Origin of the sequence: Bordetella sp. FB-8 (genome assembly GCF_000382185.1) — a bacterium.
GTDB lineage: Bacteria > Pseudomonadota > Gammaproteobacteria > Burkholderiales > Burkholderiaceae_B > Bordetella.
This window is the reverse complement of the sequence record NZ_KB907784.1, coordinates 1,345,698-1,368,648: the sequence shown is the minus strand read 5'-3', so window position 1 is coordinate 1,368,648 and position 22,951 is coordinate 1,345,698. Positions and strand designations below refer to the sequence as shown.

At 60.2% G+C, this 22,951-nt stretch carries 17 protein-coding genes and 4 tRNA genes; 20 read left to right on the top strand and 1 reads right to left on the bottom strand.

Annotation, left to right across the window (positions count from 1 at the left end):
* Positions 1-609: 609 nt before the first annotated feature.
* Complete coding sequence (locus H143_RS0106515; RefSeq protein WP_019937425.1) at positions 610-1,776, bottom strand: methionine aminotransferase; 1,167 nt, start codon at positions 1,774-1,776, stop codon at positions 610-612.
* Between the two features lie 260 nt (positions 1,777-2,036).
* Here H143_RS0106515 and H143_RS0106510 point away from each other — a divergent pair, with 260 nt between their 5' ends.
* From H143_RS0106510 to rpoC, 20 genes are all read left to right on the top strand, one after another.
* Positions 2,037-2,240 carry a cold-shock protein gene (locus H143_RS0106510; protein ID WP_019937424.1) on the top strand — a complete coding sequence of 68 codons (204 nt, stop codon included), beginning with the start codon at positions 2,037-2,039 and terminating at the stop codon, positions 2,238-2,240.
* Positions 2,241-2,773: 533 nt separating this feature from the next.
* Positions 2,774-4,693 carry a tRNA uridine-5-carboxymethylaminomethyl(34) synthesis enzyme MnmG gene (gene mnmG, locus H143_RS0106505; RefSeq protein WP_026349793.1) on the top strand — a complete coding sequence of 640 codons (1,920 nt, stop codon included), beginning with the start codon at positions 2,774-2,776 and terminating at the stop codon, positions 4,691-4,693.
* The gene (gene rsmG, locus H143_RS0106500) at positions 4,690-5,367 is read left to right on the top strand and encodes a 16S rRNA (guanine(527)-N(7))-methyltransferase RsmG (RefSeq protein WP_019937421.1); all 678 of its coding nucleotides are present in this window, start codon (positions 4,690-4,692) and stop codon (positions 5,365-5,367) included. The genes mnmG and rsmG overlap by 4 nt, the downstream gene beginning before the upstream one ends.
* 49 nt (positions 5,368-5,416) lie before the next feature.
* On the top strand, positions 5,417-6,229 hold the full coding sequence (locus H143_RS0106495; RefSeq protein WP_019937420.1) for a ParA family protein: 813 nt from the start codon (positions 5,417-5,419) through the stop codon (positions 6,227-6,229).
* Positions 6,230-7,027: a GNAT family N-acetyltransferase gene (locus H143_RS0106490; protein ID WP_019937419.1), complete on the top strand. Its 798-nt coding sequence runs from the start codon at positions 6,230-6,232 to the stop codon at positions 7,025-7,027.
* A 23-nt stretch (positions 7,028-7,050) separates the two neighbouring features.
* Positions 7,051-7,965 (top strand): ParB/RepB/Spo0J family partition protein, encoded by a 915-nt coding sequence (locus H143_RS0106485; protein WP_019937418.1) that lies wholly within the window; start codon positions 7,051-7,053, stop codon positions 7,963-7,965.
* Positions 7,958-8,962, top strand: coding sequence for an asparaginase (locus tag H143_RS0106480; protein WP_026349791.1), 1,005 nt, complete (start codon positions 7,958-7,960; stop codon positions 8,960-8,962). The genes H143_RS0106485 and H143_RS0106480 overlap by 8 nt, the downstream gene beginning before the upstream one ends.
* 71 nt (positions 8,963-9,033) lie before the next feature.
* Positions 9,034-9,120, top strand: a tRNA-Tyr gene (locus H143_RS0106475).
* Between the two features lie 112 nt (positions 9,121-9,232).
* A tRNA-Gly gene (locus H143_RS0106470) sits at positions 9,233-9,306 on the top strand.
* Positions 9,307-9,351: 45 nt separating this feature from the next.
* A tRNA-Thr gene (locus H143_RS0106465) sits at positions 9,352-9,426 on the top strand.
* A 108-nt stretch (positions 9,427-9,534) separates the two neighbouring features.
* Positions 9,535-10,725, top strand: coding sequence for an elongation factor Tu (gene tuf, locus H143_RS0106460; RefSeq protein ID WP_019937403.1), 1,191 nt, complete (start codon positions 9,535-9,537; stop codon positions 10,723-10,725).
* 160 nt (positions 10,726-10,885) lie between these two features.
* A tRNA-Trp gene (locus tag H143_RS0106455) sits at positions 10,886-10,961 on the top strand.
* 33 nt (positions 10,962-10,994) lie between these two features.
* On the top strand, positions 10,995-11,375 hold the full coding sequence (gene secE / locus H143_RS0106450; RefSeq protein WP_019937416.1) for a preprotein translocase subunit SecE: 381 nt from the start codon (positions 10,995-10,997) through the stop codon (positions 11,373-11,375).
* Between the two features lie 9 nt (positions 11,376-11,384).
* Entirely contained in the window at positions 11,385-11,918 is a 534-nt protein-coding gene (gene nusG / locus H143_RS0106445; protein ID WP_026349790.1) for a transcription termination/antitermination protein NusG, read from the top strand.
* 106 nt (positions 11,919-12,024) lie between these two features.
* Positions 12,025-12,456 carry a 50S ribosomal protein L11 gene (gene rplK, locus H143_RS0106440; RefSeq protein ID WP_019937414.1) on the top strand — a complete coding sequence of 144 codons (432 nt, stop codon included), beginning with the start codon at positions 12,025-12,027 and terminating at the stop codon, positions 12,454-12,456.
* A gap of 2 nt (positions 12,457-12,458) precedes the next feature.
* On the top strand, positions 12,459-13,154 hold the full coding sequence (gene rplA, locus H143_RS0106435; protein ID WP_019937413.1) for a 50S ribosomal protein L1: 696 nt from the start codon (positions 12,459-12,461) through the stop codon (positions 13,152-13,154).
* A gap of 289 nt (positions 13,155-13,443) precedes the next feature.
* Positions 13,444-13,968, top strand: a complete 525-nt coding sequence (gene rplJ / locus H143_RS0106430; protein ID WP_026349789.1) for a 50S ribosomal protein L10 — start codon at positions 13,444-13,446, stop codon at positions 13,966-13,968.
* An 81-nt stretch (positions 13,969-14,049) separates the two neighbouring features.
* Entirely contained in the window at positions 14,050-14,427 is a 378-nt protein-coding gene (rplL, locus tag H143_RS0106425; protein ID WP_019937411.1) for a 50S ribosomal protein L7/L12, read from the top strand.
* A 158-nt stretch (positions 14,428-14,585) separates the two neighbouring features.
* Positions 14,586-18,698 carry a DNA-directed RNA polymerase subunit beta gene (gene rpoB, locus H143_RS0106420; RefSeq protein ID WP_019937410.1) on the top strand — a complete coding sequence of 1,371 codons (4,113 nt, stop codon included), beginning with the start codon at positions 14,586-14,588 and terminating at the stop codon, positions 18,696-18,698.
* Positions 18,698-22,951 (top strand): DNA-directed RNA polymerase subunit beta', encoded by a 4,254-nt coding sequence (gene rpoC, locus H143_RS0106415; protein ID WP_019937409.1) that lies wholly within the window; start codon positions 18,698-18,700, stop codon positions 22,949-22,951. The genes rpoB and rpoC overlap by 1 nt, the downstream gene beginning before the upstream one ends.

Here is a 22,951-nt window from a genome sequence, read left to right as displayed (position 1 = left end):
TAGAAAGCTGCCACGGCACCTGTGGATAAGTAGGGATAAGCGCTACGGCGACGACCTGTGCAAAGTGTGTGGACCCAATATGAACAAGCGCCTTATTTCGGTCTCTTGCGAAAAGTTGTTCAACTTTGACCGCCATGCTCAAGCCTTGCGCCGCACAGGTAAAATTGAACATAACTTATTGAAATAAATGAATTTTTATCAGTTAATGGAGTTATCCACAGACACCCATTACCACCACCAAACTAATATATATAAAAGCATTGGATAACAGATAGAGATAGTCATCCAGTCGCTTGCAACGAACAATCGTTCGTCCGTTCAAGACATATGCAAGACCGCTTGACCTGAGGTGATCAACGTCGCGGTTTAGATGTGGTGCGATGAGTTCTCAGCGTGAGGACGGTAGATAACGCCGGATGTTCGGCAGTACGCTCAGGCTGGAGGGTAGACGGATGTCCGAATGGATCCGTATGGCGGCGGTCGTCTTGGCATGAAGCTGCCGACAGACGATCACAATGCGTTTTTTCTGGTCCGCTATGCGGACCAGTTTCTTTGCTATGGCAAAATGGTGGGAAGCAATCGCGTATGACAGTTAGGTTTGCCGTGTGCCTACACTTTCTTCAGCTTTTCGATTGCGGCATCCAAAGTGCTTTCTTTTTTCGCAAAGCAGAATCGTACGAGCGAGTGATTCGACTGCGGCGCATCCGGTTCTCGGTAGAAGGCCGATACCGGGATCACTGTTACACCGTGCTCGATGGTCAGCCGGCGAGAAAAATCGGCTTCGTTTTCACCTGATATTTCCCTGTAGTCCGCCATCAGGAAAAAAGTACCTGGGCTAGGCAGGACCTGGAACCGGCTGGTTGCCAGTCCTTGGACCAAGCGGTCGCGCTTTGCCTGATAGAAGCGCGACAGTCCGAGATAGGGCTGCGGATCGCTCATGTACTGTGCCAGAGCAAATTGCATGGGCGAGGACACGGTAAAGACCATGAACTGATGAATCTTGCGCAGCTCGGCTGTCATGGCCTTTGGGGCGCAGCAATAGCCAACCTTCCAGCCGGTCGCATGATAGGTTTTGCCGAACGACGAGATTACGAAGGTATGGTCTGACAGCAAGGGGCGCGTTGCCAGACTGCGATGGGATTGCCCGTCGAACACAATATGTTCGTAAGGTTCGTCGGACAGTAGCAGTACGCCGGTGTCACGCACGATACGTTCGAGGGCGTCCAGATCGTTGTCCTGCAGGATGATCCCCGTTGGATTGTGGGGAAAATTCATCATGATCAGTCGAGTCCGCGGCGTAATGGCGTCCCGCACTCGTTGCCAGTCGACCCGAAAACGAGGGTCTTCAACGGTTGGCGCTCGTAGCGCAATCGTTATTGGGGTGCCTCCTGCCAGGCGGATAGCCGGCAGATACGAGTCATAGCAAGGTTCGAGGACCACGACTTCGTCGCCTTGGCCCACCACGGCCATTACAGCGGCCATCAGGGCTTCGGTCGCGCCACTGGTTACGGTGATTTCGGTATCAAAGTCGTAGGAGCGTCCGTACAGTGCCTGAACCTTGCTTGCGATAGCCCGTCTCAGAGCAGGTATGCCCGTCATGTGGGGATATTGGTTATGGCCGTCAGCCATGGCCTGGGTTACCAGGCGGCACAGGGCAGGGTCCGGATCGAAATCGGGAAAGCCTTGTCCCAGATTGATGGCGTGATGGTCCTGAGCCAGGCGACTCATTACCGTGAATATGGTTGTGCCGATGTCGGGTAGTTTCGATTGCAGCATGGGAGTCGAACAGGTGGGTTGGATAGGGGCAGTTCGCCGCATAGTAAGCCGAGGTCTGGGAGCTTGGGATGGGTTGGTTTTGGTTTGAAGATATATGGAAATTGACCTAGGGAAAATATCTAGTGTCCCATGCGTGGCGGCTGGGTATGCTCGTCCTAGCAGTTGACTCAAGAAGTGCGCAAGTCTCTTTGGTGTATAGGTTTTAGCGTCCTTGAATCATTTGCGCATTCCGTTTTATCCATCATGGACGCTATAGGAAAATGGCAAAAGGTAAAGTCAAGTGGTTCAACGCTGATAAGGGCTATGGGTTCATCACGCCCGACGGCGGTGGTCCGGAGGTATTCGCGCACTTTTCGGCCATTCAGGGACGCGGTTATCGCAGTTTGAATGAAGGTCAGGAAGTCGAGTTCGAAGTCAAGGATGGTCCGAAGGGACCCCAGGCGGCCGAAATCAAGCCGCTCTGATCGCAGGAATCCCGTTTCCTGCTTGCCAGTTCCGTCTGGCTGCAACGCCCCAAGGTCTTATGGTCTTGGGGCGTTGTCACGTGAGCGTGAAAAAAACATGTGGATAAGACCTTAATAAGCTGGGGATAAGCTGGGATAACTATTCGATACGCTAAGGTGAGCCTTTTGGGAAGGTAACGGTGGTGAACTCGATTTTTTCAGTTATGCACAAATAGGTTTCCTTGAGAGAAAGAGGGGGGATTCTTTCCGTCCCGCAGGAGGAGGGAAACTTATTGATGTTGAATACGATGCGGCGCGGCATTTTTCTGTGAGTTATTCACAAAGATATCCTCAGCAGTTTTCTTTGATATCACGTGGATGTACTTTCGATATTGTTACGGGTCCAAAGTTGCGGATAGGTTTCAATCTTGCAGCGGATCATGCGATGGTTTCACGTGAAACACCGCGTCTGCTAGTAATTTCGATGTTTCACGTGAAACAGCAATCCCTCAGCCACTATAATGACAGCTGACGCTCTTTCATCTTTATCTACTATGGATTTCCCACGCGAATTTGATGTGATCGTTGTTGGCGGCGGTCACGCAGGTACAGAAGCCGCATTGGCATCGGCACGCATCGGCGCGGCGACGCTTCTGCTTACCCACAATATCGAGACACTGGGGCAAATGTCCTGCAATCCTTCCATAGGGGGAATTGGCAAGGGACACCTGGTCAAAGAGGTAGACGCTCTCGGTGGGGCCATGGCCATTGCTACCGACGAGGCGGGAATCCAATTTCGTATTCTCAATAGTTCCAAGGGTCCCGCTGTGCGCGCTACGCGTGCCCAGGCAGACCGGATCCTGTACCGCAAAGCTATCCGCGGCCGTTTAGAAAATCAACTCAATCTCTGGCTTTTTCAACAGGCTGTCGATGACTTGATGGTCGAGGGAGATAAGGTCGTTGGTGCGGTGACCCAGATTGGGCTGAAATTTCGAGCACGAACCGTGGTGCTTACGGCAGGGACGTTCCTTAACGGCTTGATTCATGTGGGTTTGCAACACTATTCGGGCGGCCGGGCAGGGGATCCACCGGCCATTTCTCTCGGGGCGCGGCTGAAAGAACTCAGACTGCCTCAAGGCCGGTTAAAGACAGGGACGCCTCCGCGCATCGACGGACGAACCATCAATTACAGCGTATTGGAAGAACAACCGGGAGACTTCAATCCAGTCCCGGTATTTTCGTTCATGGGCAATGCCGCTATGCATCCCCGTCAGCTGCCTTGCTGGATTACCCATACCAATAGCTATACCCATGAGATCATTCGCGGCGGGCTCGATCGCTCGCCCATGTACAGTGGCGTGATCGAGGGTGTGGGCCCGCGTTACTGTCCATCCATCGAGGACAAGATCCATCGCTTCGCCGACAAGGAATCGCATCAAGTATTTCTCGAGCCGGAAGGGCTGGACACGCACGAGATCTATCCCAATGGTGTGTCCACCAGTCTGCCGTTCGATGTGCAGCTGGATCTGATCCGTTCCCTACCTGGGTTAGAACAGGCGCACATATTGCGTCCAGGCTACGCTATCGAATACGACTATTTCGACCCCCGTGGGCTAAAGTCCACCCTGGAAACCAAGGCAATCACGGGTCTGTTCTTTGCCGGGCAGATAAACGGAACGACGGGCTATGAAGAGGCTGCAGCCCAGGGCTTGCTGGCCGGAACAAACGCCGCGTTGCAGGCGCAAGGTAAGGCAAGCTGGACGCCGCGCCGCGACGAAGCCTATCTGGGTGTACTGGTCGATGATCTGGTGACGCGCGGTGTCACGGAGCCGTATCGCATGTTCACTTCACGTGCGGAATACCGCTTGAGCCTGCGCGAAGACAATGCGGATCTGCGCCTGACCGAAATCGGACGCAAGCTGGGTCTGGTCGACGATGCTCGCTGGGATGCTTTCAGCCGCAAACGCGACGCCATTGCGCAGGAACTAGAGCGACTCAAATCCACTTGGGTCAATCCGCGCCTGATGCCAGTGGAAATCGCAGAACCCTTATTGGGCAAGGCGATTGAACGTGAGTATTCACTATCAGATTTGCTCAAACGTCCCAACGTCAGTTACGCCAGCCTCATGGCGGCCAAGCAGGCAGACGGTACTTTGTTGGCTGGTCCGGGGCTGATTCATAACCAAACGCTGGCCGAGCAGATCGAGATACAGACTAAATACGCCGGCTACATCACGCGCCAGCAAGACGAAGTGCGCAAACATGCCGACCAGGATCAGCAAGCCATCCCCGTGGACATCGACTATGAAGCAGTCACCAGCCTGTCTTTCGAAGTTCGCCAGAAGCTCAAAACCCACAAGCCCGAAACCATAGGCCAGGCCGCACGCATCTCTGGCGTTACGCCCGCGGCTATTTCGCTGCTGCTCATCCACCTGAAGCGATTGCACTACGGTGCGCGCAAGCAGGCAGCATGATGCGCGACGCAGCGATACCCGCCGATTCCGACCGTCGGCTGGCGCAGGCATGCCGGCAGCTCGAACTGCAGGCCACGCAAATGCAACGCGGGAAGCTGTTGCACTACATTGAACAAATGCAGCGCTGGAACCGCACCTACAATCTCACGGCCGTGCGCGATGTCGGTCAGATGCTGGTGCAGCATGTGTTCGACAGTCTCGCCGCAGCGCGGCCTATCGAAATGCATGCCAGGGCGCAACCGCTGCAGATCATGGATGTAGGCTCCGGCGGTGGCTTGCCCGGGGTGGTTCTGGCCATACTTCACCCGAATTGGCAGGTGCATTGCGTCGACGCCGTGGACAAGAAAATGGCCTTCGTGCGCCAGATGAGCGGTACCCTGGATCTCCCCAATTTGCGGGCCAGCCATGTGCGCGTTGAAACCTTGCCTGCATCAGGTTGCGACATCGTGATTTCCCGCGCTTTTGCCTCGTTGCTGGACTTCGCTAGCTTGGCGGGCCTGCACGTAGGCGAGCAGGGCGCCTTGCTCGCCATGAAAGGCAAGACCCCCGAAGACGAAATCGCCGCCTTGCATGCGCAGGGCGTCTGGCAAGTACAGCACATCGATACGCTGCAGGTGCCCGAGCTCGACGCCCAACGCTGCCTGGTCTGGATGCGCCGCACTGAGCAGACCTGAAAACCCGAAAGCAATATCCCAGCTACGCAGCAACTTCGACAGGAATTCCATGACCGCCCCCGCGTCCCAGACCCAGCCGACCGCACACGTCTTTTGCATTGCCAATCAAAAGGGCGGTGTCGGCAAGACGACGACAGCCATTAATCTGGCCGCCGGCCTTGCCACGCAGGGACAGCGCGTTCTGCTGGTCGACCTGGATCCGCAAGGCAACGCGACCATGGGTAGCGGCATCGACAAAAGCACGCTCCAGGGCACACTCTATCAAGTGCTGATCCGCGAAATGAACATCGTCCAGGCACGCGTACGTTCCGAAGTGGGTGGATACGACGTACTGCCGGCCAACCGTGACCTGGCGGGCGCCGAGATCGATCTGGTCGAGATGGACGAACGCGAGCGCCAGCTCAAGCAAGCCATCGCCGGCGTCGCCGATCAATACGACTTCATCCTCATCGACTGTCCGCCCACCTTGTCGCTGCTCACGCTCAACGGTCTGGTGGCGGCCCACGGCGTGATCATTCCCATGCAGTGCGAATATTTCGCGCTGGAGGGCTTGTCCGATCTGGTCAACACCATCAAGCGCGTGCACCGCAATATCAACGACGAACTGCAGCTCATCGGATTGCTGCGGGTGATGTTCGATCCGCGCATGACCTTGCAACAACAGGTTTCTGCGCAGCTCGAATCGCACTTCGGCGACAAGGTGTTCAAGACGGTCGTTCCGCGTAATGTGCGCCTGGCCGAGGCCCCCAGCTATGGCATGCCCGGCGTGGTCTACGACCGCAGCGCGCGCGGCGCGCAGGCCTATATTGCATTCGGTACCGAGGTGATCGAGCGCGTCAAGGCCATGCGCGGCGGTGTCTGAATGCAAACGGATCAAGGCTTGTCCCATGCGGCACAGATCGCCCGTATAGAAGAGGCGTCGCTCAACGCAACCGTCGTGCCTGAGCAGCAGCTCTACAACGGCTGGCTGGTGCGCTGGGCCGATTCGGCGGCCAAGCGGGCGCGCAGCATCAATATCCTGGCGCCGTCCGCAGCGCCTTTGGACGAACGGCTGGACTACGTCGCCCACATTTACAAGCGACACGACCTGCCGTTGATTTTTCGGCTAACCGACGCCTGCCCCGATGTCGATCTGCAGGAGACCCTGTCGCAGCGAGGATTCAAATCTTTTGGGCACACGCTGGTCATGACGGCATCCATGCGACAAGCGAACGAATTCGCCGCGCGGCAGCAGCAGGGCACCTGGCAGTTGCGGCCGGCCGACGTGCAGACCTTTGCGGCTCAAGTAGGACGCCTTAAAGGTTCCAGCGCGCAATACATCGCCGAGCATGCGCTGCGCCTGTCAAGCGTTGCCGTGCCCAGCCAGATGCTGCTGGCCTATCACGGCCGTGCTTGCGTCGGCGCGGCGTTGGGCGTGTTCGACGGCGCGCTGATGGGCATTTTCGATGTCATTAGCGACGCGGCGCAGCGCCGACAGGGCATTGCAACCCAGTTGCTGCGCGCGCAGTTGCAGGAGGGCGCCAGGCGGGGCATCTCGCAGGCCTACCTACAGGTCGAGACGGTCAATCAGCCGGCGCGCACCCTCTATGCCCGCTACGGCTTTACGAATCATCATCAATACTGGTACATGTCGCCGGCCGGTGGCCAGGACGACCAATAAACGCATCGAGAAAGAGGAATCACATGGCGACAAAAAACCCCAAGGGCTTGGGCCGGGGTCTGGATGTACTGCTGGGTGCGGACGCGCCCGCTGTCGATAATCTGGGCAAATCGGGGGGCCAGAAAGAAGGCCCGCCGACGTCGTTGGCCGTGGCCAAGCTGCGCGCGGGCAAGTACCAGCCGCGCACCCGCATGGACGAGGGTTCGTTGACCGAGCTGGCCGAATCCATCCGTGCCCAAGGCGTAATCCAGCCCATCACAGTCCGCGCTCTGGGCGCTGACGCGCCGGGCGAGTACGAGATCATCGCCGGCGAACGGCGCTTTCGTGCTGCGCAATTAGCGGGCTTGAAGGAAGTGCCGGTACTGGTACGCGAGGTATCGGACGAGAACGCCGCCGTCATTGCGCTGATCGAGAACATCCAACGCGAAGATCTCAATCCGCTGGAAGAAGCCCAGGGCGTACGGCGGCTGCTGGACGAGTTCGGCCTGACCCATGAGCAGGCGGCGCAGGCCATCGGCCGCTCGCGCTCGGCCACCAGCAATCTGTTGCGCCTGCTCAATCTGGCCGCTCCCGTGCAGACCATGCTGTTAGCCGGCGATATCGACATGGGTCACGCGCGTTCGCTGCTTCCCGTGGACGCGGCCACGCAGATCCAGCTGGCCAACCAGGTTGTGGCCAAGAGGCTGTCGGTGCGCGAAGCCGAAAAACTCGTTGCCCGGGTCCAAAAAGAAACCGAAGCCACTAGGACTAAAAAATCCAAGAGTCCCTCGCGCGACGTCACGCGGCTCGAAGAAGCCCTGTCCGACATTCTGGGCACGCGCGTGACGCTCAAGGTCGGTGCCAAGGAAAAGGGCCAGATCCTCATCGATTTTCACGGTTGGGATCATCTGAATTCACTTCTCGAACGCCAGGGACTGTCGGGGGTGCTCGATGCTTGAGCAAACCTTGCCGCGGATCGCCTTGCTCGCCACGGGCGGCACCATTGCCGGCACTCAGGTACAGGCCAACTCCGCCGGCTACAAGGCCGGTGCCCTGCCGATCGGACACCTGGTCGATGCCGTGCCCGGCTTGTCCAACCTGGCTCGAATACAGGCCGAGCAGGTCGCCAACATCGGCAGCCAGAACATGAGCCATGACGTATGGGGGGCGTTGGCCGCACGCATCGCCGACCTGTCCAGGCAAGAGGACATAAAGGGCATTGTCGTCGTGCACGGCACGGACACGCTCGAAGAAACCGCGTATTTCCTGAGTCTGGTCACGCATACCGACAAGCCTCTGGTACTGGTGGGCGCGATGCGTCCGGCGACGGCGCTGGGCGCGGAAGGTCCAGCCAATCTGTACAACGCGGTGGCCCTGGCCGTCAGCGCTCAAGCGCGCGGCCGCGGCCCGCTGGTCGTGATGAACGAAGACATTCACTACGCACGCGAAGTGCAGAAAATCGCCAGCATGGGCATCTGCGCCTTCGCATCGCCTAACCGAGGCAGGGCGGGGGTCGTGCGCGGAGGCGAACCGCGTTTCTACTCGCGCAACACAACGCGGCATACCCTGGACAGCGAATTCTCCTTGTCGGCCCTACAAGCGGCGCACTGGCCGCGTGTGGACATCGTCTACGCCCACGCAGGCATGGACGGCCTTCTCATCGACGCGCTGGCCGGCCATGCGGCGGGCATCGTGCTGGCCGGTGTAGGGGGCGGCAACACTACCGACAGCGCGCTGTCGGCGCTGTCGCGCGCGGCTGCGGCCGGCGTGGCGGTGGTGCGCAGCAGCCGCACCGGCAGCGGTCCGGTCGATCGCGGCGGCGAGGTCGACGATGACGCGATGAATTTCGTCGCTGCGGGCGAGCTCAGCCCGCAGAAGGCCCGAGTACTGCTGATGCTGGCCTTATCGGTCGGCCGCGACCCCGCGCAATGGCAGCGCTGCTTCGAACAGTATTGATCCCATCCGGGTAAATGCCTATCTTGATTTGACATTCTTAATCAAGTTACTCATAATCCCAAGTTCTTCGCGGAGGGGTGCCCGAGTGGTTAAAGGGGGCAGACTGTAAATCTGTTGGCCTTGCGCCTACGTTGGTTCGAATCCAACCTCCTCCACCAGAAAACCTGCAAGGTTATTAGGTTCTTTCAGGTTTTTGCGCGCGGAGAAAACCAGGCAGGTGCCAAGCAAAGCCGGCTGGTGCAGGAAAAGGGAAGCCTTAGGTGGTATGCCGCGGGTGTAGCTCAATGGTAGAGCAGAAGCCTTCCAAGCTTACGACGAGGGTTCGATTCCCTTCACCCGCTCCAGCAAAGTCGGCGTTGTGCGGTAATTGTCTGGGCTGTGCAGTATTTGCCCATGTGGCTCAGTGGTAGAGCACTCCCTTGGTAAGGGAGAGGTCACGCGTTCGATCCGCGTCATGGGCACCACGAATTCAATCGTAGTTCTTCACTTTCTTTACTTCAAGTCTGGTTCGCGGCGGTTTCTCCAAGCGTGAGGTCCCGGCGGGCAGACTCTACAAGGTCCAGGAGTCAGCCATGGCAAAAGGCAAGTTTGAGCGTACCAAGCCGCACGTGAACGTGGGTACGATTGGTCACGTTGACCACGGCAAAACGACGTTGACGGCGGCGATCACGACGGTGCTGTCGAGCAAGTTTGGTGGAGAAGCGAAGGGCTACGACCAGATTGATGCGGCCCCTGAAGAGAAGGCGCGCGGCATCACGATCAACACGGCGCACGTGGAGTACGAGACGCAGAACCGTCACTACGCGCACGTGGATTGCCCGGGACACGCGGACTACGTCAAGAACATGATTACCGGGGCCGCCCAGATGGACGGGGCGATTCTGGTGGTGTCGGCCGCCGACGGCCCGATGCCCCAGACGCGCGAGCACATTTTGCTCTCGCGCCAAGTGGGCGTGCCGTACATCATCGTGTTCCTGAACAAGGCGGACATGGTGGACGATGCCGAGCTGCTCGAGCTGGTGGAAATGGAAGTGCGCGAGCTGCTCTCGAAGTACGATTTTCCGGGCGATGACACCCCGATCGTCAAGGGTTCGGCCAAGCTGGCGCTCGAGGGCGACAAGGGCGAGCTGGGCGAGCAGGCGATCATGGCGCTGGCCGATGCGCTGGACACGTACATCCCGACGCCTGAGCGCGCTGTGGACGGCGCTTTCCTGATGCCGGTCGAAGACGTGTTCTCGATCTCGGGTCGCGGCACGGTGGTGACCGGCCGTGTCGAGCGTGGCATTGTCAAGGTGGGCGAAGAAATCGAGATCGTCGGTATCAAGCCCACGCTCAAGACCACCTGCACGGGCGTGGAGATGTTCCGCAAGCTGCTGGACCAGGGCCAGGCCGGAGACAACGTCGGTATTTTGCTGCGCGGCACCAAGCGTGAAGAAGTCGAGCGTGGCCAGGTGCTGGCCAAGCCCGGTTCGATCACCCCGCACACCGAGTTCACGGCCGAGGTGTACATTCTGTCCAAGGATGAAGGCGGTCGCCACACGCCGTTCTTCAATGGTTATCGTCCCCAGTTTTACTTCCGCACCACGGATGTGACCGGCACGATCGACCTGCCCAAGGACAAAGAGATGGTGCTGCCGGGCGATAACGTGACGATGACGGTCAAACTGCTGGCCCCGATCGCCATGGAAGAAGGCCTGCGCTTTGCTATCCGCGAAGGCGGACGTACCGTCGGCGCCGGCGTCGTCGCTAAAATCATCGCCTAAGCAACGGTAGGCGGGCCTGGTGCCCGCAAGGCAAATGTCCGGCTGGTCTGGCATTCGCAGCGATGGAACAAGGGCCGCTCGGCCCTCTTTCCATCTCTACTAGAAAAGTAGTATCATGTATGGTTCCGCGAGGCACTATGCATGCCAGAATCACCGCCATAGGGGTATAGCTCAATTGGCAGAGCGTCGGTCTCCAAAACCGAAGGTTGTAGGTTCGATTCCTACTGCCCCTGCCAAAGCTCAAGTTTTGGCCCTGACTCGTTCTTAAAATGTCCAACACCAACGTAGAAACCGTAACCAGCACTGCCGACCGGATCAAGCTCGGACTGGCGGTTCTTGTCGTCATCGCAGGAATTGTCGGTTTCTCGGTGTTGGATTCGCAGTCCATCGGCGTGCGCATTGGCGTGTTCGTCGGTGGTCTGGCCATCGCAGCGCTCATTGCCTGGTTCAGCGAACCCGGTCGCCGCACGCTCAGCTTTGGCAGCGAGTCCTACAACGAAATGCGCAAGGTCGTCTGGCCTAGCCGCAAAGAAACCACCCAGATGACTGGCATCGTGTTTGCCTTCGTGGTCGCCATGGGTGTGTTCATGTGGGTGGTCGACAAATTGATCGAATGGATACTCTACGGCCTATTGCTGGGCTGGAAATAAAGGGCCGTCATGAGTAAGCGTTGGTATGTCGTCCATGTCTATTCAGGCATGGAAAAAAGCGTCCAGAAGGCGCTGAACGAGCGCATTGAGCGCGCTGCGCTGCAGACTTCGTTTGGTCGCATTCTTGTGCCGTCGGAAGAAGTCGTCGAAATGAAAGGCGGCCAGAAGTCGATCAGTGAGCGTCGTATTTTCCCGGGCTACGTCCTGGTTGAGATGGACCTCACCGACGAAAGCTGGCACCTGGTCAAGAATACCAATCGAGTCACCGGTTTTCTGGGCGGCTCGGGCAATCGTCCTTCGCCGATCTCCGAAAAGGAAGTCGAGAAGATCCTCTCCCAAATGGAAGAGGGTGTCGAAAAACCGCGTCCCAAGGTGCTGTTCGAAGTGGGCGAGATGGTGCGCGTCAAGGAAGGCCCGTTCGCGGACTTTAACGGCAACGTCGAAGAAGTCAACTACGAAAAGAGCAAGGTGCGCGTGTCGGTGACCATTTTTGGCCGCGCGACCCCTGTGGAATTGGATTTCAGCCAGGTCGAAAAGACCTGATCTGGCGGGGCGATGTCCCCGATGGCAGTACCGCGTTAAGCCGTTTTCATCAACCCCGGGGAGCCCGCCGCAAGCGGCGAGCGTTAGAACCCGCAAGGAGCAAAGCATGGCGAAGAAGATCGTCGGCTTTATCAAGCTGCAAGTGCCGGCTGGTAAGGCCAATCCCTCTCCCCCGATCGGTCCGGCGTTGGGCCAGCGCGGCCTGAACATCATGGAATTCTGCAAGGCGTTCAACGCCAAGACTCAGGGCATGGAGCCCGGTCTGCCGATTCCCGTGGTGATCACCGCGTTCGCGGACAAGTCCTTCACCTTCATCATGAAGACCCCGCCCGCGACGGTCCTCATCAAGAAGGCCGCTGGCGTGCAAAAGGGCTCCCCCAAGCCCCATACTGACAAGGTTGGCATGCTGACGCGCGCCCAGGCCGAGGAAATCGCCAAGACCAAGCAACCCGATCTGACCGCGGCCGACCTGGACGCCGCCGTCCGTACGATCGCAGGCAGCGCCCGCAGTATGGGCATCACCGTCGAGGGCATCTGATCATGGCAAAACTGTCCAAGCGCGCCGCCGCTATCGCCCAGAAGATCGAACGTACCAAACTGTACCCGGTCTCTGAAGCCCTGACCCTGGTCAAGGAAACCGCCACCGCCAAGTTCGATGAATCCATCGACGTGGCCGTGCAGCTGGGTATCGACCCCAAGAAGTCCGATCAACTGGTCCGTGGCTCGGTTGTCATGCCTGCTGGCACTGGCAAGACCGTTCGCGTCGCCGTGTTCGCCCAGGGTGACAAGGCTGAAGCGGCCAAGGCCGCCGGCGCCGACATCGTCGGCATGGAAGACCTGGCCGAGAGCATCAAGGGCGGCAATTTCAATTTCGACGTGGTCATCGCATCGCCCGACACCATGCGCGTCGTCGGTACGCTGGGCCAGATCCTGGGTCCGCGCGGCCTGATGCCGAATCCCAAGGTCGGCACCGTGACGCCCGACGTCGCCACCGCTGTGAAGAATGCCAAGGCCGGCCAGGTGCAATACCGCACCGACAAGGCAGGCATCATTCACGCCACCATCGGCCGCGCCTCGTTCGGCGTGGAGCAACTGCAAACTAACCTGGCTGCCCTGGTCGACGCCCTGCAAAAGGCTCGTCCCGCCGCCGCCAAGGGCATTTATCTGCGCAAACTCGCTGTCTCGTCGACGATGGGCGGCGGTGCGCGCGTGGAAATTGCCTCGCTGTCGGCCTGATCGCCGACGGTACGTAACGTACTTTGGGCCGCACCCGAATTTTCGGGTGTAGCTGTCAAAGACCGCTGGAGCCTATGACCTCACGTTATAACGGGGTCTTGGGCTTAATACCGGAAATCCTGGGCGACCAGAAAATCCGAATCCAGCGTAGATGGCGCTCCCAGGAAGAATTCTTTATCTGAAGAACTCAACCCAGGCGCCGCATTCGGTAGACGCGCAAGACTGCGAGGAAACCCCGCAAGGGAAATCTGAACCGGTCCCAGGCGTCTTTTGATGGAGTGTTCAAACCGTGAGTCTCAATCGTCAAGAGAAAGCGGTCGTGATCGAAGAAGTCTCGGCGCAAATCGCCAAGGCCCAATCGATCGTGGTCGCCGAGTACCGTGGTCTGGACGTCGCTTCTGTCACCGTACTGCGCAAAACTGCGCGTGAATCGGGCGTTTACCTGCGTGTTCTGAAAAACACGCTGGCCCGTCGAGCTGTTGCTGGCACGGCTTTCGAGTCGCTGGCCTCGCAACTGACCGGTCCGCTGATCTATGGCATCAGCACCGACCCGGTTTCGGCGGCCAAGGTTCTTGCCGGTTTCGCCAAGAGCAATGACAAGCTCGTGCTCAAGGGCGGTTCGCTGCCCAACAGCGCACTGAGCGCTGAAGGTGTAAAGGCTCTGGCCACCATGCCTTCGCGTGACGAGCTGCTCTCGATGCTGATGGGCACCATGCAAGCCCCGATCGCGCAATTCGTGCGTACGCTCAACGAAGTTCCGACCAAGTTCGCCCGTGGCCTCGCCGCCGTGCGCGATCAGAAGGCCGCCGCGTAAGCGGGCAGCCGAGCGGAAATTCGCTGAACGACATAACGACAATCCAACCCTGGCATTTATCCAATTCTGGAGTTCTGAAAAATGGCACTTAACAAAGCTGAAATCCTTGACGCCATCGCTGGCATGACCGTGCTCGAGCTGTCCGAGCTGATCAAGGAAATGGAAGAGAAATTTGGCGTGTCGGCTGCCGCCGCCGCTGTCGCCGTGGCTGCCGCTCCGGCCGCTGCCGCTGCCGCTGTTGAAGAGCAGACCGAGTTCACCGTCGTGCTGGCTGAAACCGGCGCCAACAAAGTGAGCGTCATCAAGGCCGTGCGTGAAATCACCGGCCTGGGTCTGAAGGAAGCCAAGGACCTGGTCGACGGCGCTCCCAAGCCCGTGAAGGATGGTCTGGCCAAGGCTGACGCCGAAGCCGCCAAGAAGAAGCTGGAAGAAGCCGGCGCCAAGGCCGAGTTGAAGTAATCCCTGGCCTTCTTGCCCGGGGACAGCGCAGTTTGCCGTCCCCGGGCTTTTGCGTTTCCAGGAAAGCCCGCTTGCGTGTGTGGATTAGTGGGATTTCCTGGAGTCGTAATACCCAGGGCCGTGGTTGACGGCCCATGCAACCTCGAGTCGGAGTGCTCATGCCTTACTCGTACACCGAAAAAAAGCGCATCCGCAAAAGCTTCGCCAAGCGTGAAGACGTCCAGAACGTGCCCTTCCTGCTGGCGACACAGCTTCAATCCTACCTAACGTTCCTGCAATCTGACGTTCCCTCCGCGCAGCGGGCCAGCGATGGCCTGCAGGCCGCGTTCACGTCGATTTTCCCGATTGTCAGCCATAACGGTATGGCGCGCTTGGAGTTCGTCAGCTATGTGCTGGGCGAACCCGTGTTCGACGTCAAGGAATGCCAGCAGCGCGGTCTGACCTATGCATCGCCCCTGCGTGCCAAGGTACGTTTGGTGCTGATGGATCGCGAAGTCAGCAAACCCACCATCAAGGAAGTCAAGGAACAGGAAGTCTACATGGGCGAAATTCCGCTCATGACCGGCACCGGTTCCTTTGTCATCAATGGTACCGAACGCGTCATCGTGTCGCAACTGCACCGTTCGCCCGGTGTGTTTTTCGAGCACGATCGCGGCAAGACCCATAGCTCGGGTAAGCTGCTCTTCTCGGCCCGAGTCATTCCCTATCGCGGCTCCTGGCTGGATTTCGAGTTCGACCCCAAGGACGTCCTGTTCTTCCGTGTCGACCGTCGTCGCAAGATGCCCGTGACGATTCTGCTCAAGGCCATTGGCATGACGCCGGAATCGATTCTGGGTGAATTTTTCGAATTCGACGATTTCACGTTGCAAAGCGAAGGCGCCATGATGACCGTGGTGTCCGAGCGATGGAAGGGCGAGATCGCGCGCTTTGACATTGCCGACCGTGCCGGCAAGGTGCTGGTCGAGAAGGACAAGCGCATCAACGCCAAGCACTTGCGCGATATGGCCAGTGCCGACATCGAACGCATCACGGTGCCCGAAGATTTTCTGCTCGGCCGTGTACTGGCCAAGAACATCGTCGATGCCGAGACCGGCGAGATCGTTGCCCATGCCAACGACGAGATCACCGAATCGGTGCTGATGGCCATGCGCGAGGCCAAGGTCGCCAGCTTCCAGACCCTGTACACCAACGACCTGGACCGCGGCCCCTATATCTCGCAGACGCTGCGTACCGACGAAACCGTCGACCAGATGGCCGCGCGCGTGGCGATCTACCGCATGATGCGCCCCGGCGAGCCGCCGACCGAAGAAGCGGTCGAGGCCCTGTTCCAGCGCTTGTTCTACAGCGAGGAAACCTACGATCTGTCGCGCGTGGGCCGCATGAAGGTCAACAGCCGCCTAGGTCGCGGCGAAGACAACACCGGTCCGATGACGCTGACCAACTCGGATATCCTCGAGACCATCAAGGTTCTGGTTGAGCTGCGCAACGGCCGCGGCCAGATCGACGATATCGATCACCTGGGCAACCGCCGCGTGCGCTGCGTGGGCGAACTGGCCGAGAACCAGTTCCGCGCCGGCTTGGTGCGTGTCGAGCGCGCCGTCAAGGAACGCCTGGGTCAGGCCGAGACCGAAAACCTGATGCCGCACGATTTGATCAACTCCAAGCCGATTTCGGCCGCCATCAAGGAGTTCTTCGGTTCGAGCCAGCTGTCGCAGTTCATGGATCAAACCAATCCCCTGTCGGAGATCACGCACAAACGACGTGTTTCCGCCCTGGGCCCCGGCGGTCTGACCCGCGAGCGTGCCGGCTTCGAGGTGCGCGACGTGCATCCCACGCACTATGGCCGCGTCTGCCCGATCGAAACGCCTGAAGGTCCGAACATCGGCCTGATCAACTCCATGGCGCTGTACGCGCGCCTGAACGAGTACGGCTTTCTGGAAACGCCTTACCGCAAGATCATCGACGGCAAGGTTAGCGACCAGATCGACTACCTGTCGGCCATCGAGGAAAGCCACTACGTCATCGCCCAGGCTAACGCCGAGCTGGACGAGCAGGGCCGTTTCGTCGACGACCTCGTGGCCTGCCGCGAAGCGGGCGAAACCATGATGACCTCGCCGGCCAATGTGCATTACATGGACATCGCCCCGTCGCAGATCGTCTCGGTCGCAGCCTCGCTGATTCCGTTCCTGGAACACGACGACGCGAACCGCGCGCTGATGGGTGCCAACATGCAGCGCCAGGCCGTGCCTTGCCTGCGTCCGCAGAAACCGCTGGTCGGCACGGGTATCGAACGCACGGTGGCCGTCGACTCCGGTACCACCGTGCAGGCCTTGCGCGGCGGTGTGGTCGACCATGTCGACGCCGAGCGCGTGGTGATCCGCGTCAACGACGACGAGAACGTCGCCGGCGAAGTGGGCGTGGACATCTACAACCTCATCAAGTACACCCGTTCCAACCAAAACACCAACATCAACCAGCGCCCCATCGTCAAGCGCGGCGACAAGGTCGCCAAGGGCGATGTTCTGGCCGACGGCGCGTCGACGGACTTGGGCGAGCTCGCCCTGGGCCAGAACATGCTGATCGCGTTCATGCCCTGGAACGGCTATAACTTCGAAGACTCGATCCTGATCTCCGAGAAGGTCGTGGCCGACGATCGCTATACCTCGATCCACATCGAGGAGCTGACGGTCGTCGCGCGCGACACCAAGCTCGGGCCGGAAGAAATCACCCGCGACATCAGCAATCTGGCCGAGACCCAGCTCAACCGCCTGGATGAATCGGGCATCGTCTACATCGGCGCCGAAGTCAATGCAGACGACGTGCTGGTGGGCAAGGTCACGCCCAAGGGCGAGACCCAGCTCACGCCGGAAGAAAAGCTGCTGCGCGCGATCTTCGGCGAGAAGGCCTCGGACGTCAAAGACACCTCGCTGCGCGTGCCCTCGGGCATGATCGGCACCGTCATCGACGTGCAGGTGTTCACTCGTGAAGGCATCGTGCGCGACAAGCGCGCCCAGTCCATCATCGACGATGAATTGCGCCGCTATCGCCAGGACCTGAACGACCAGCTGCGCATCGTCGAGAACGACCAGTTCGATCGTCTGGAAAAGATGCTCAACGGCAAGACCGTCAACGGCGGTCCGAAGAAGCTGGCCAAGGGCGCCACGATTACCAAGGCCTACCTGGCCGATATGGACCGCTGGCAGTGGTTCGACATCCGCCTAGCCGACGAGCAGCACGCCGTCGTTCTGGAACAGGCCAAGGAGTCGCTCGAGCAGAAGCGACACCAGTTCGACCTGGCCTTTGAAGAAAAGCGCAAGAAGCTCACGCAAGGCGACGAGCTGCCGCCGGGCGTGCTCAAGATGATCAAGGTGTACCTGGCCGTCAAGCGTCGCCTGCAGCCTGGCGACAAGATGGCCGGTCGTCACGGCAACAAGGGCGTGGTTTCGCGTATCACCCCCGTGGAAGACATGCCGCACATGGCCGACGGCACCACCGCCGACATCGTTCTGAACCCGCTGGGCGTGCCCTCGCGGATGAACGTCGGCCAGGTGCTGGAGGTCCACCTGGGCTGGGCCGCCAAGGGTGTGGGCCAGCGCATCGCCGACATGCTGCGCGACGAGCGCGTGGCGCAGGTCAAGAACATCCGTGCTTATCTGGAAAAGGTCTACAACTCGACCGGCTCCGGTGCGCACATCGATGAGCTGACCGACGACGAAGTCATCGAGATGGCGCACAACCTGCGCGACGGCGTGCCGCTGGCCACGCCTGTCTTTGACGGCGCGACCGAAGAGGAAATCAGCACGATGCTCAAGCTGGCCTATCCGGACGACATCGCTCAGAAGATGCAGCTGACGCCTTCGCGCGCGCAGGCATGGCTTTTCGATGGCCGTACCGGCGAGCAGTTCGAGCGCCCGGTCACCATCGGCTACATGCATTACCTGAAGCTGCACCATCTGGTCGACGACAAGATGCACGCCCGTTCGACCGGCCCGTACTCGCTCGTCACCCAGCAACCGCTGGGCGGCAAGGCGCAGTTCGGCGGCCAGCGCTTCGGTGAAATGGAAGTGTGGGCCCTGGAAGCTTACGGCGCCGCGTACACGCTGCAGGAAATGCTGACGGTGAAGTCCGACGACATTAACGGCCGCACCAAGGTTTACGAAAACATCGTCAAGGGCGATCACGTCATCGACGCCGGCATGCCGGAATCGTTCAACGTGCTCGTCAAGGAAATCCGTTCCCTGGCCCTCGACATGGATTTGGAGCGTAACTGATGAAAGCGCTACTCGACCTCTTCAAGCAAGTCTCGCAAGACGAGCAGTTCGATGCCATCAAGATCGGCATCGCCTCGCCTGAGAAGATCCGTTCCTGGTCTTACGGCGAAGTCCGCAAGCCCGAGACGATCAACTACCGTACCTTCAAGCCCGAGCGCGACGGCCTGTTCTGCGCCAAGATCTTCGGGCCCATCAAGGACTACGAGTGCCTGTGCGGCAAGTACAAGCGCCTGAAGCACCGCGGCGTGATCTGCGAAAAGTGCGGCGTCGAAGTCACCGTCGCCAAGGTTCGCCGCGAGCGCATGGGCCACATCGAGCTGGCCAGTCCCGTCGCGCACATCTGGTTCCTAAAGAGCCTGCCTTCGCGCCTGGGCATGGTGCTGGACATGACGCTGCGCGACATCGAGCGCGTGCTGTACTTCGAAGCCTGGTGCGTGATCGAGCCGGGCATGACCCCGCTCAAGCGCGGCCAGATCATGTCCGATGACGACTTCCTGGCCAAGACCGAAGAGTACGGCGACGACTTCCGCGCCCTGATGGGTGCCGAGGCCGTGCGTGAGTTGCTGCGCACCATCGACATCGACCGCGAAGTCGAGACCCTGCGCGGCGAGCTCAAGGCCACCAGCTCGGAAGCCAAGATCAAGAAGATATCCAAGCGCCTGAAGGTGCTGGAAGGCTTTCAGAAATCCGGCATCAAGGCCGAATGGATGGTCATGGAAGTGCTGCCGGTGCTGCCGCCGGACCTGCGCCCGCTGGTGCCGCTCGATGGCGGCCGCTTCGCCACGTCCGACCTGAACGACCTGTATCGCCGCGTCATCAACCGCAATAATCGCCTCAAGCGCCTGCTGGAGCTGAAGGCGCCCGAAATCATTCTGCGCAACGAAAAGCGCATGCTGCAGGAAGCCGTCGACTCGCTGCTCGACAACGGCCGCCGCGGCAAGGCCATGACCGGCGCCAACAAGCGCCAGCTCAAGTCGCTGGCCGACATGATCAAGGGCAAGAGCGGGCGCTTCCGCCAGAACCTGCTGGGCAAGCGCGTGGACTACTCGGGCCGTTCGGTCATTGTGGTGGGTCCGCAGCTCAAGCTGCATCAGTGCGGCCTGCCCAAGCTGATGGCGCTGGAGCTGTTCAAGCCCTTCATTTTCAATCGTCTCGAAATGATGGGCCTGGCCACGACCATCAAGGCGGCCAAGAAGCTGGTGGAAAGCCAGGAGCCGGTGGTGTGGGACATCCTCGAAGAGGTGATCCGCGAACACCCGGTCATGCTCAACCGCGCGCCGACGCTGCACCGCCTGGGCATCCAGGCCTTCGAACCGACGCTGATCGAAGGCAAGGCCATTCAACTGCACCCGCTGGTCTGCGCGGCGTTCAACGCCGACTTCGACGGCGACCAGATGGCCGTTCACGTGCCGCTGTCGCTCGAAGCCCAGCTCGAGGCCCGCACGCTGATGCTGGCCTCGAACAATGTGCTGTTCCCGGCCAACGGCGAACCCTCGATCGTGCCGTCGCAGGACATCGTGCTGGGTCTGTACTACACAACCCGCGAGCGCATCAACGGCAAGGGCGAAGGCATTTTCTTCACTGACGTGGCCGAAGTCCAGCGAGCCTACGACAACGGCGAAGTCACGCTGCAAACACGCATCACCGTGCGCCTGAAGGAGCACGAGAAGGACGCCAACGACGAATGGCAGCCCGTCATCCGTCGCCATGAAACCACCGTGGGCCGTGCGCTGCTGTCGGAGATTCTGCCCAAGGGACTGCCGTTTACGGTACTGAACAAGGCGCTCAAGAAGAAGGAAATCTCGCGCCTGATCAACCAGTCGTTCCGTCGCTGCGGCCTGCGCGACACGGTGATCTTCGCCGACAAGCTGATGCAGTCGGGCTTTCGCCTGGCCACGCGCGGCGGCATCTCGATCGCCATGGAAGACATGCTGATCCCCAAGGCCAAGGAGAGCATCCTGGCCGAGGCCAGCCGCGAAGTGAAGGAAATCGACAAGCAGTACTCGTCGGGTCTGGTTACCTCGCAAGAGCGCTACAACAACGTCGTGGACATCTGGGGCAAGGCCGGCGACAAGGTCGGCAAGGCCATGATGGAGCAACTGGCCACCGAGCCGGTCATCAACCGCGCCGGCCAGGAAGTGCGCCAGGAATCCTTCAATTCCATCTACATGATGGCCGACTCGGGCGCGCGCGGTTCGGCCGCCCAGATTCGCCAGTTGGCCGGCATGCGCGGCCTGATGGCCAAGCCTGACGGCTCGATCATCGAGACGCCCATCACGGCGAACTTCCGTGAAGGCCTGAACGTTCTGCAGTACTTCATCTCGACGCACGGCGCCCGCAAGGGCCTGGCCGATACGGCGCTCAAGACCGCGAACTCCGGCTATCTCACGCGCCGCCTGGTTGACGTGACGCAGGACCTGGTCATCACCGAAGACGATTGCGGTACCTCGCAAGGCTATTCGATGAAGGCGCTGGTCGAAGGCGGCGAAGTCATCGAGCCGCTGCGCGACCGTATCCTGGGCCGCGTGGCCGCGGTGGACATCGTCAATCCCGACACGCAGGAAACCGCCATTCCGGCGGGCACGCTGCTGGACGAAGACCTGGTCGACGCGATCGACAAGCTGGGCGTGGACGAGGTCAAGGTTCGCACGCCGCTCACTTGCGAAACCCGCCACGGCCTATGCGCGCATTGCTACGGCCGCGATCTGGGCCGCGGCGTGCGCGTCAACTCCGGCGAAGCGGTCGGCGTCATCGCCGCCCAGTCGATCGGCGAACCGGGCACGCAGCTCACCATGCGTACCTTCCACATCGGCGGCGCGGCTTCGCGCTCGGCCCTGGCCAGCGCGGTGGAAACCAAGTCGGCCGGTAACGTCGGCTTCATCAGCACGATGCGCTACGTGACCAACGCCAAGGGCGAACGCGTGGCGATCTCGCGCTCGGGCGAACTGGCCATCTTCGACGACAACGGCCGCGAACGCGAACGCCACAAGATCCCCTACGGCGCCACGGTGCTGGTGGGCGACGGCGAAGCCGTCAAGGCCGGCACGCGCCTGGCTACGTGGGATCCGCTGACCCGTCCGATCGTGTCCGAGTACGGCGGCGCGGTGCGCTTTGAGAACATCGAGGAAGGCGTCACGGTTGCCAAACAGGTCGACGAAGTCACCGGCCTGTCGACGCTGGTCGTCATCACGCCCAAGACGCGCGGCGGCAAGATCACCATGCGTCCGCAGATCAAGCTGGTCAACGAGGCGGGCGAAGACGTGCGCATCGCCGGCACCGACCACGCGGTGAACATCTCGTTCCCGGTGGGCGCGCTGATCACGGTGCGCGACGGCCAGCAGGTCGCGGTGGGCGAAGTGCTTGCCCGTATCCCGCAGGAATCGCAGAAGACCCGCGACATTACCGGCGGTCTTCCGCGCGTGGCCGAGCTGTTCGAAGCCCGTTCGCCCAAGGATGCCGGCATGTTGGCCGAAGTCACCGGCACGGTCTCCTTCGGCAAGGACACCAAGGGCAAGCAGCGCCTGGTCATCACCGACCTGGAAGGTACCAGCCACGAATTCCTCATTCCGAAGGAAAAGCAGGTGCTGGTGCACGACGGGCAGGTGGTGAACAAGGGCGAAATGATCGTGGACGGCCCGGCCGATCCGCACGACATCCTGCGCCTGCAAGGCATCGAGAAGCTTGCCACCTACATCGTCGACGAAGTGCAGGACGTCTATCGCCTGCAAGGCGTGAAGATCAACGACAAGCACATCGAAGTGATCGTGCGGCAGATGCTGCGCCGCGTGAACATCGTCGATGCGGGCGACACGTCGTTCATCACCGGCGAGCAGGTCGAGCGTTCGGAACTGCTCAACGAGAACGATCGCATCGTTGCCCAGGACAAGCTTCCGGCCACGTTCGAGAACGTTCTGCTGGGTATCACCAAGGCCTCGCTGTCGACGGATTCGTTCATCTCCGCGGCGTCCTTCCAGGAAACCACCCGCGTGCTGACCGAAGCGGCCATCATGGGCAAACGCGACGACCTGCGCGGCTTGAAGGAAAACGTCATCGTCGGCCGCCTGATCCCAGCGGGTACCGGCCTGGCCTATCACCTGGCCCGCAAGGACAAGGAGGCCATCGAAGCGGCCGAACGCGAGGCTGCCCGACAGCTGGCCAACCCGTTCGAGGATGCGCCGGTCACGGCATCGGTCGAAGCTGATGCCGATGCCGCTGCCGATGCCGCTGCGGACGCGGCGCCCAGCGTGGAGTAA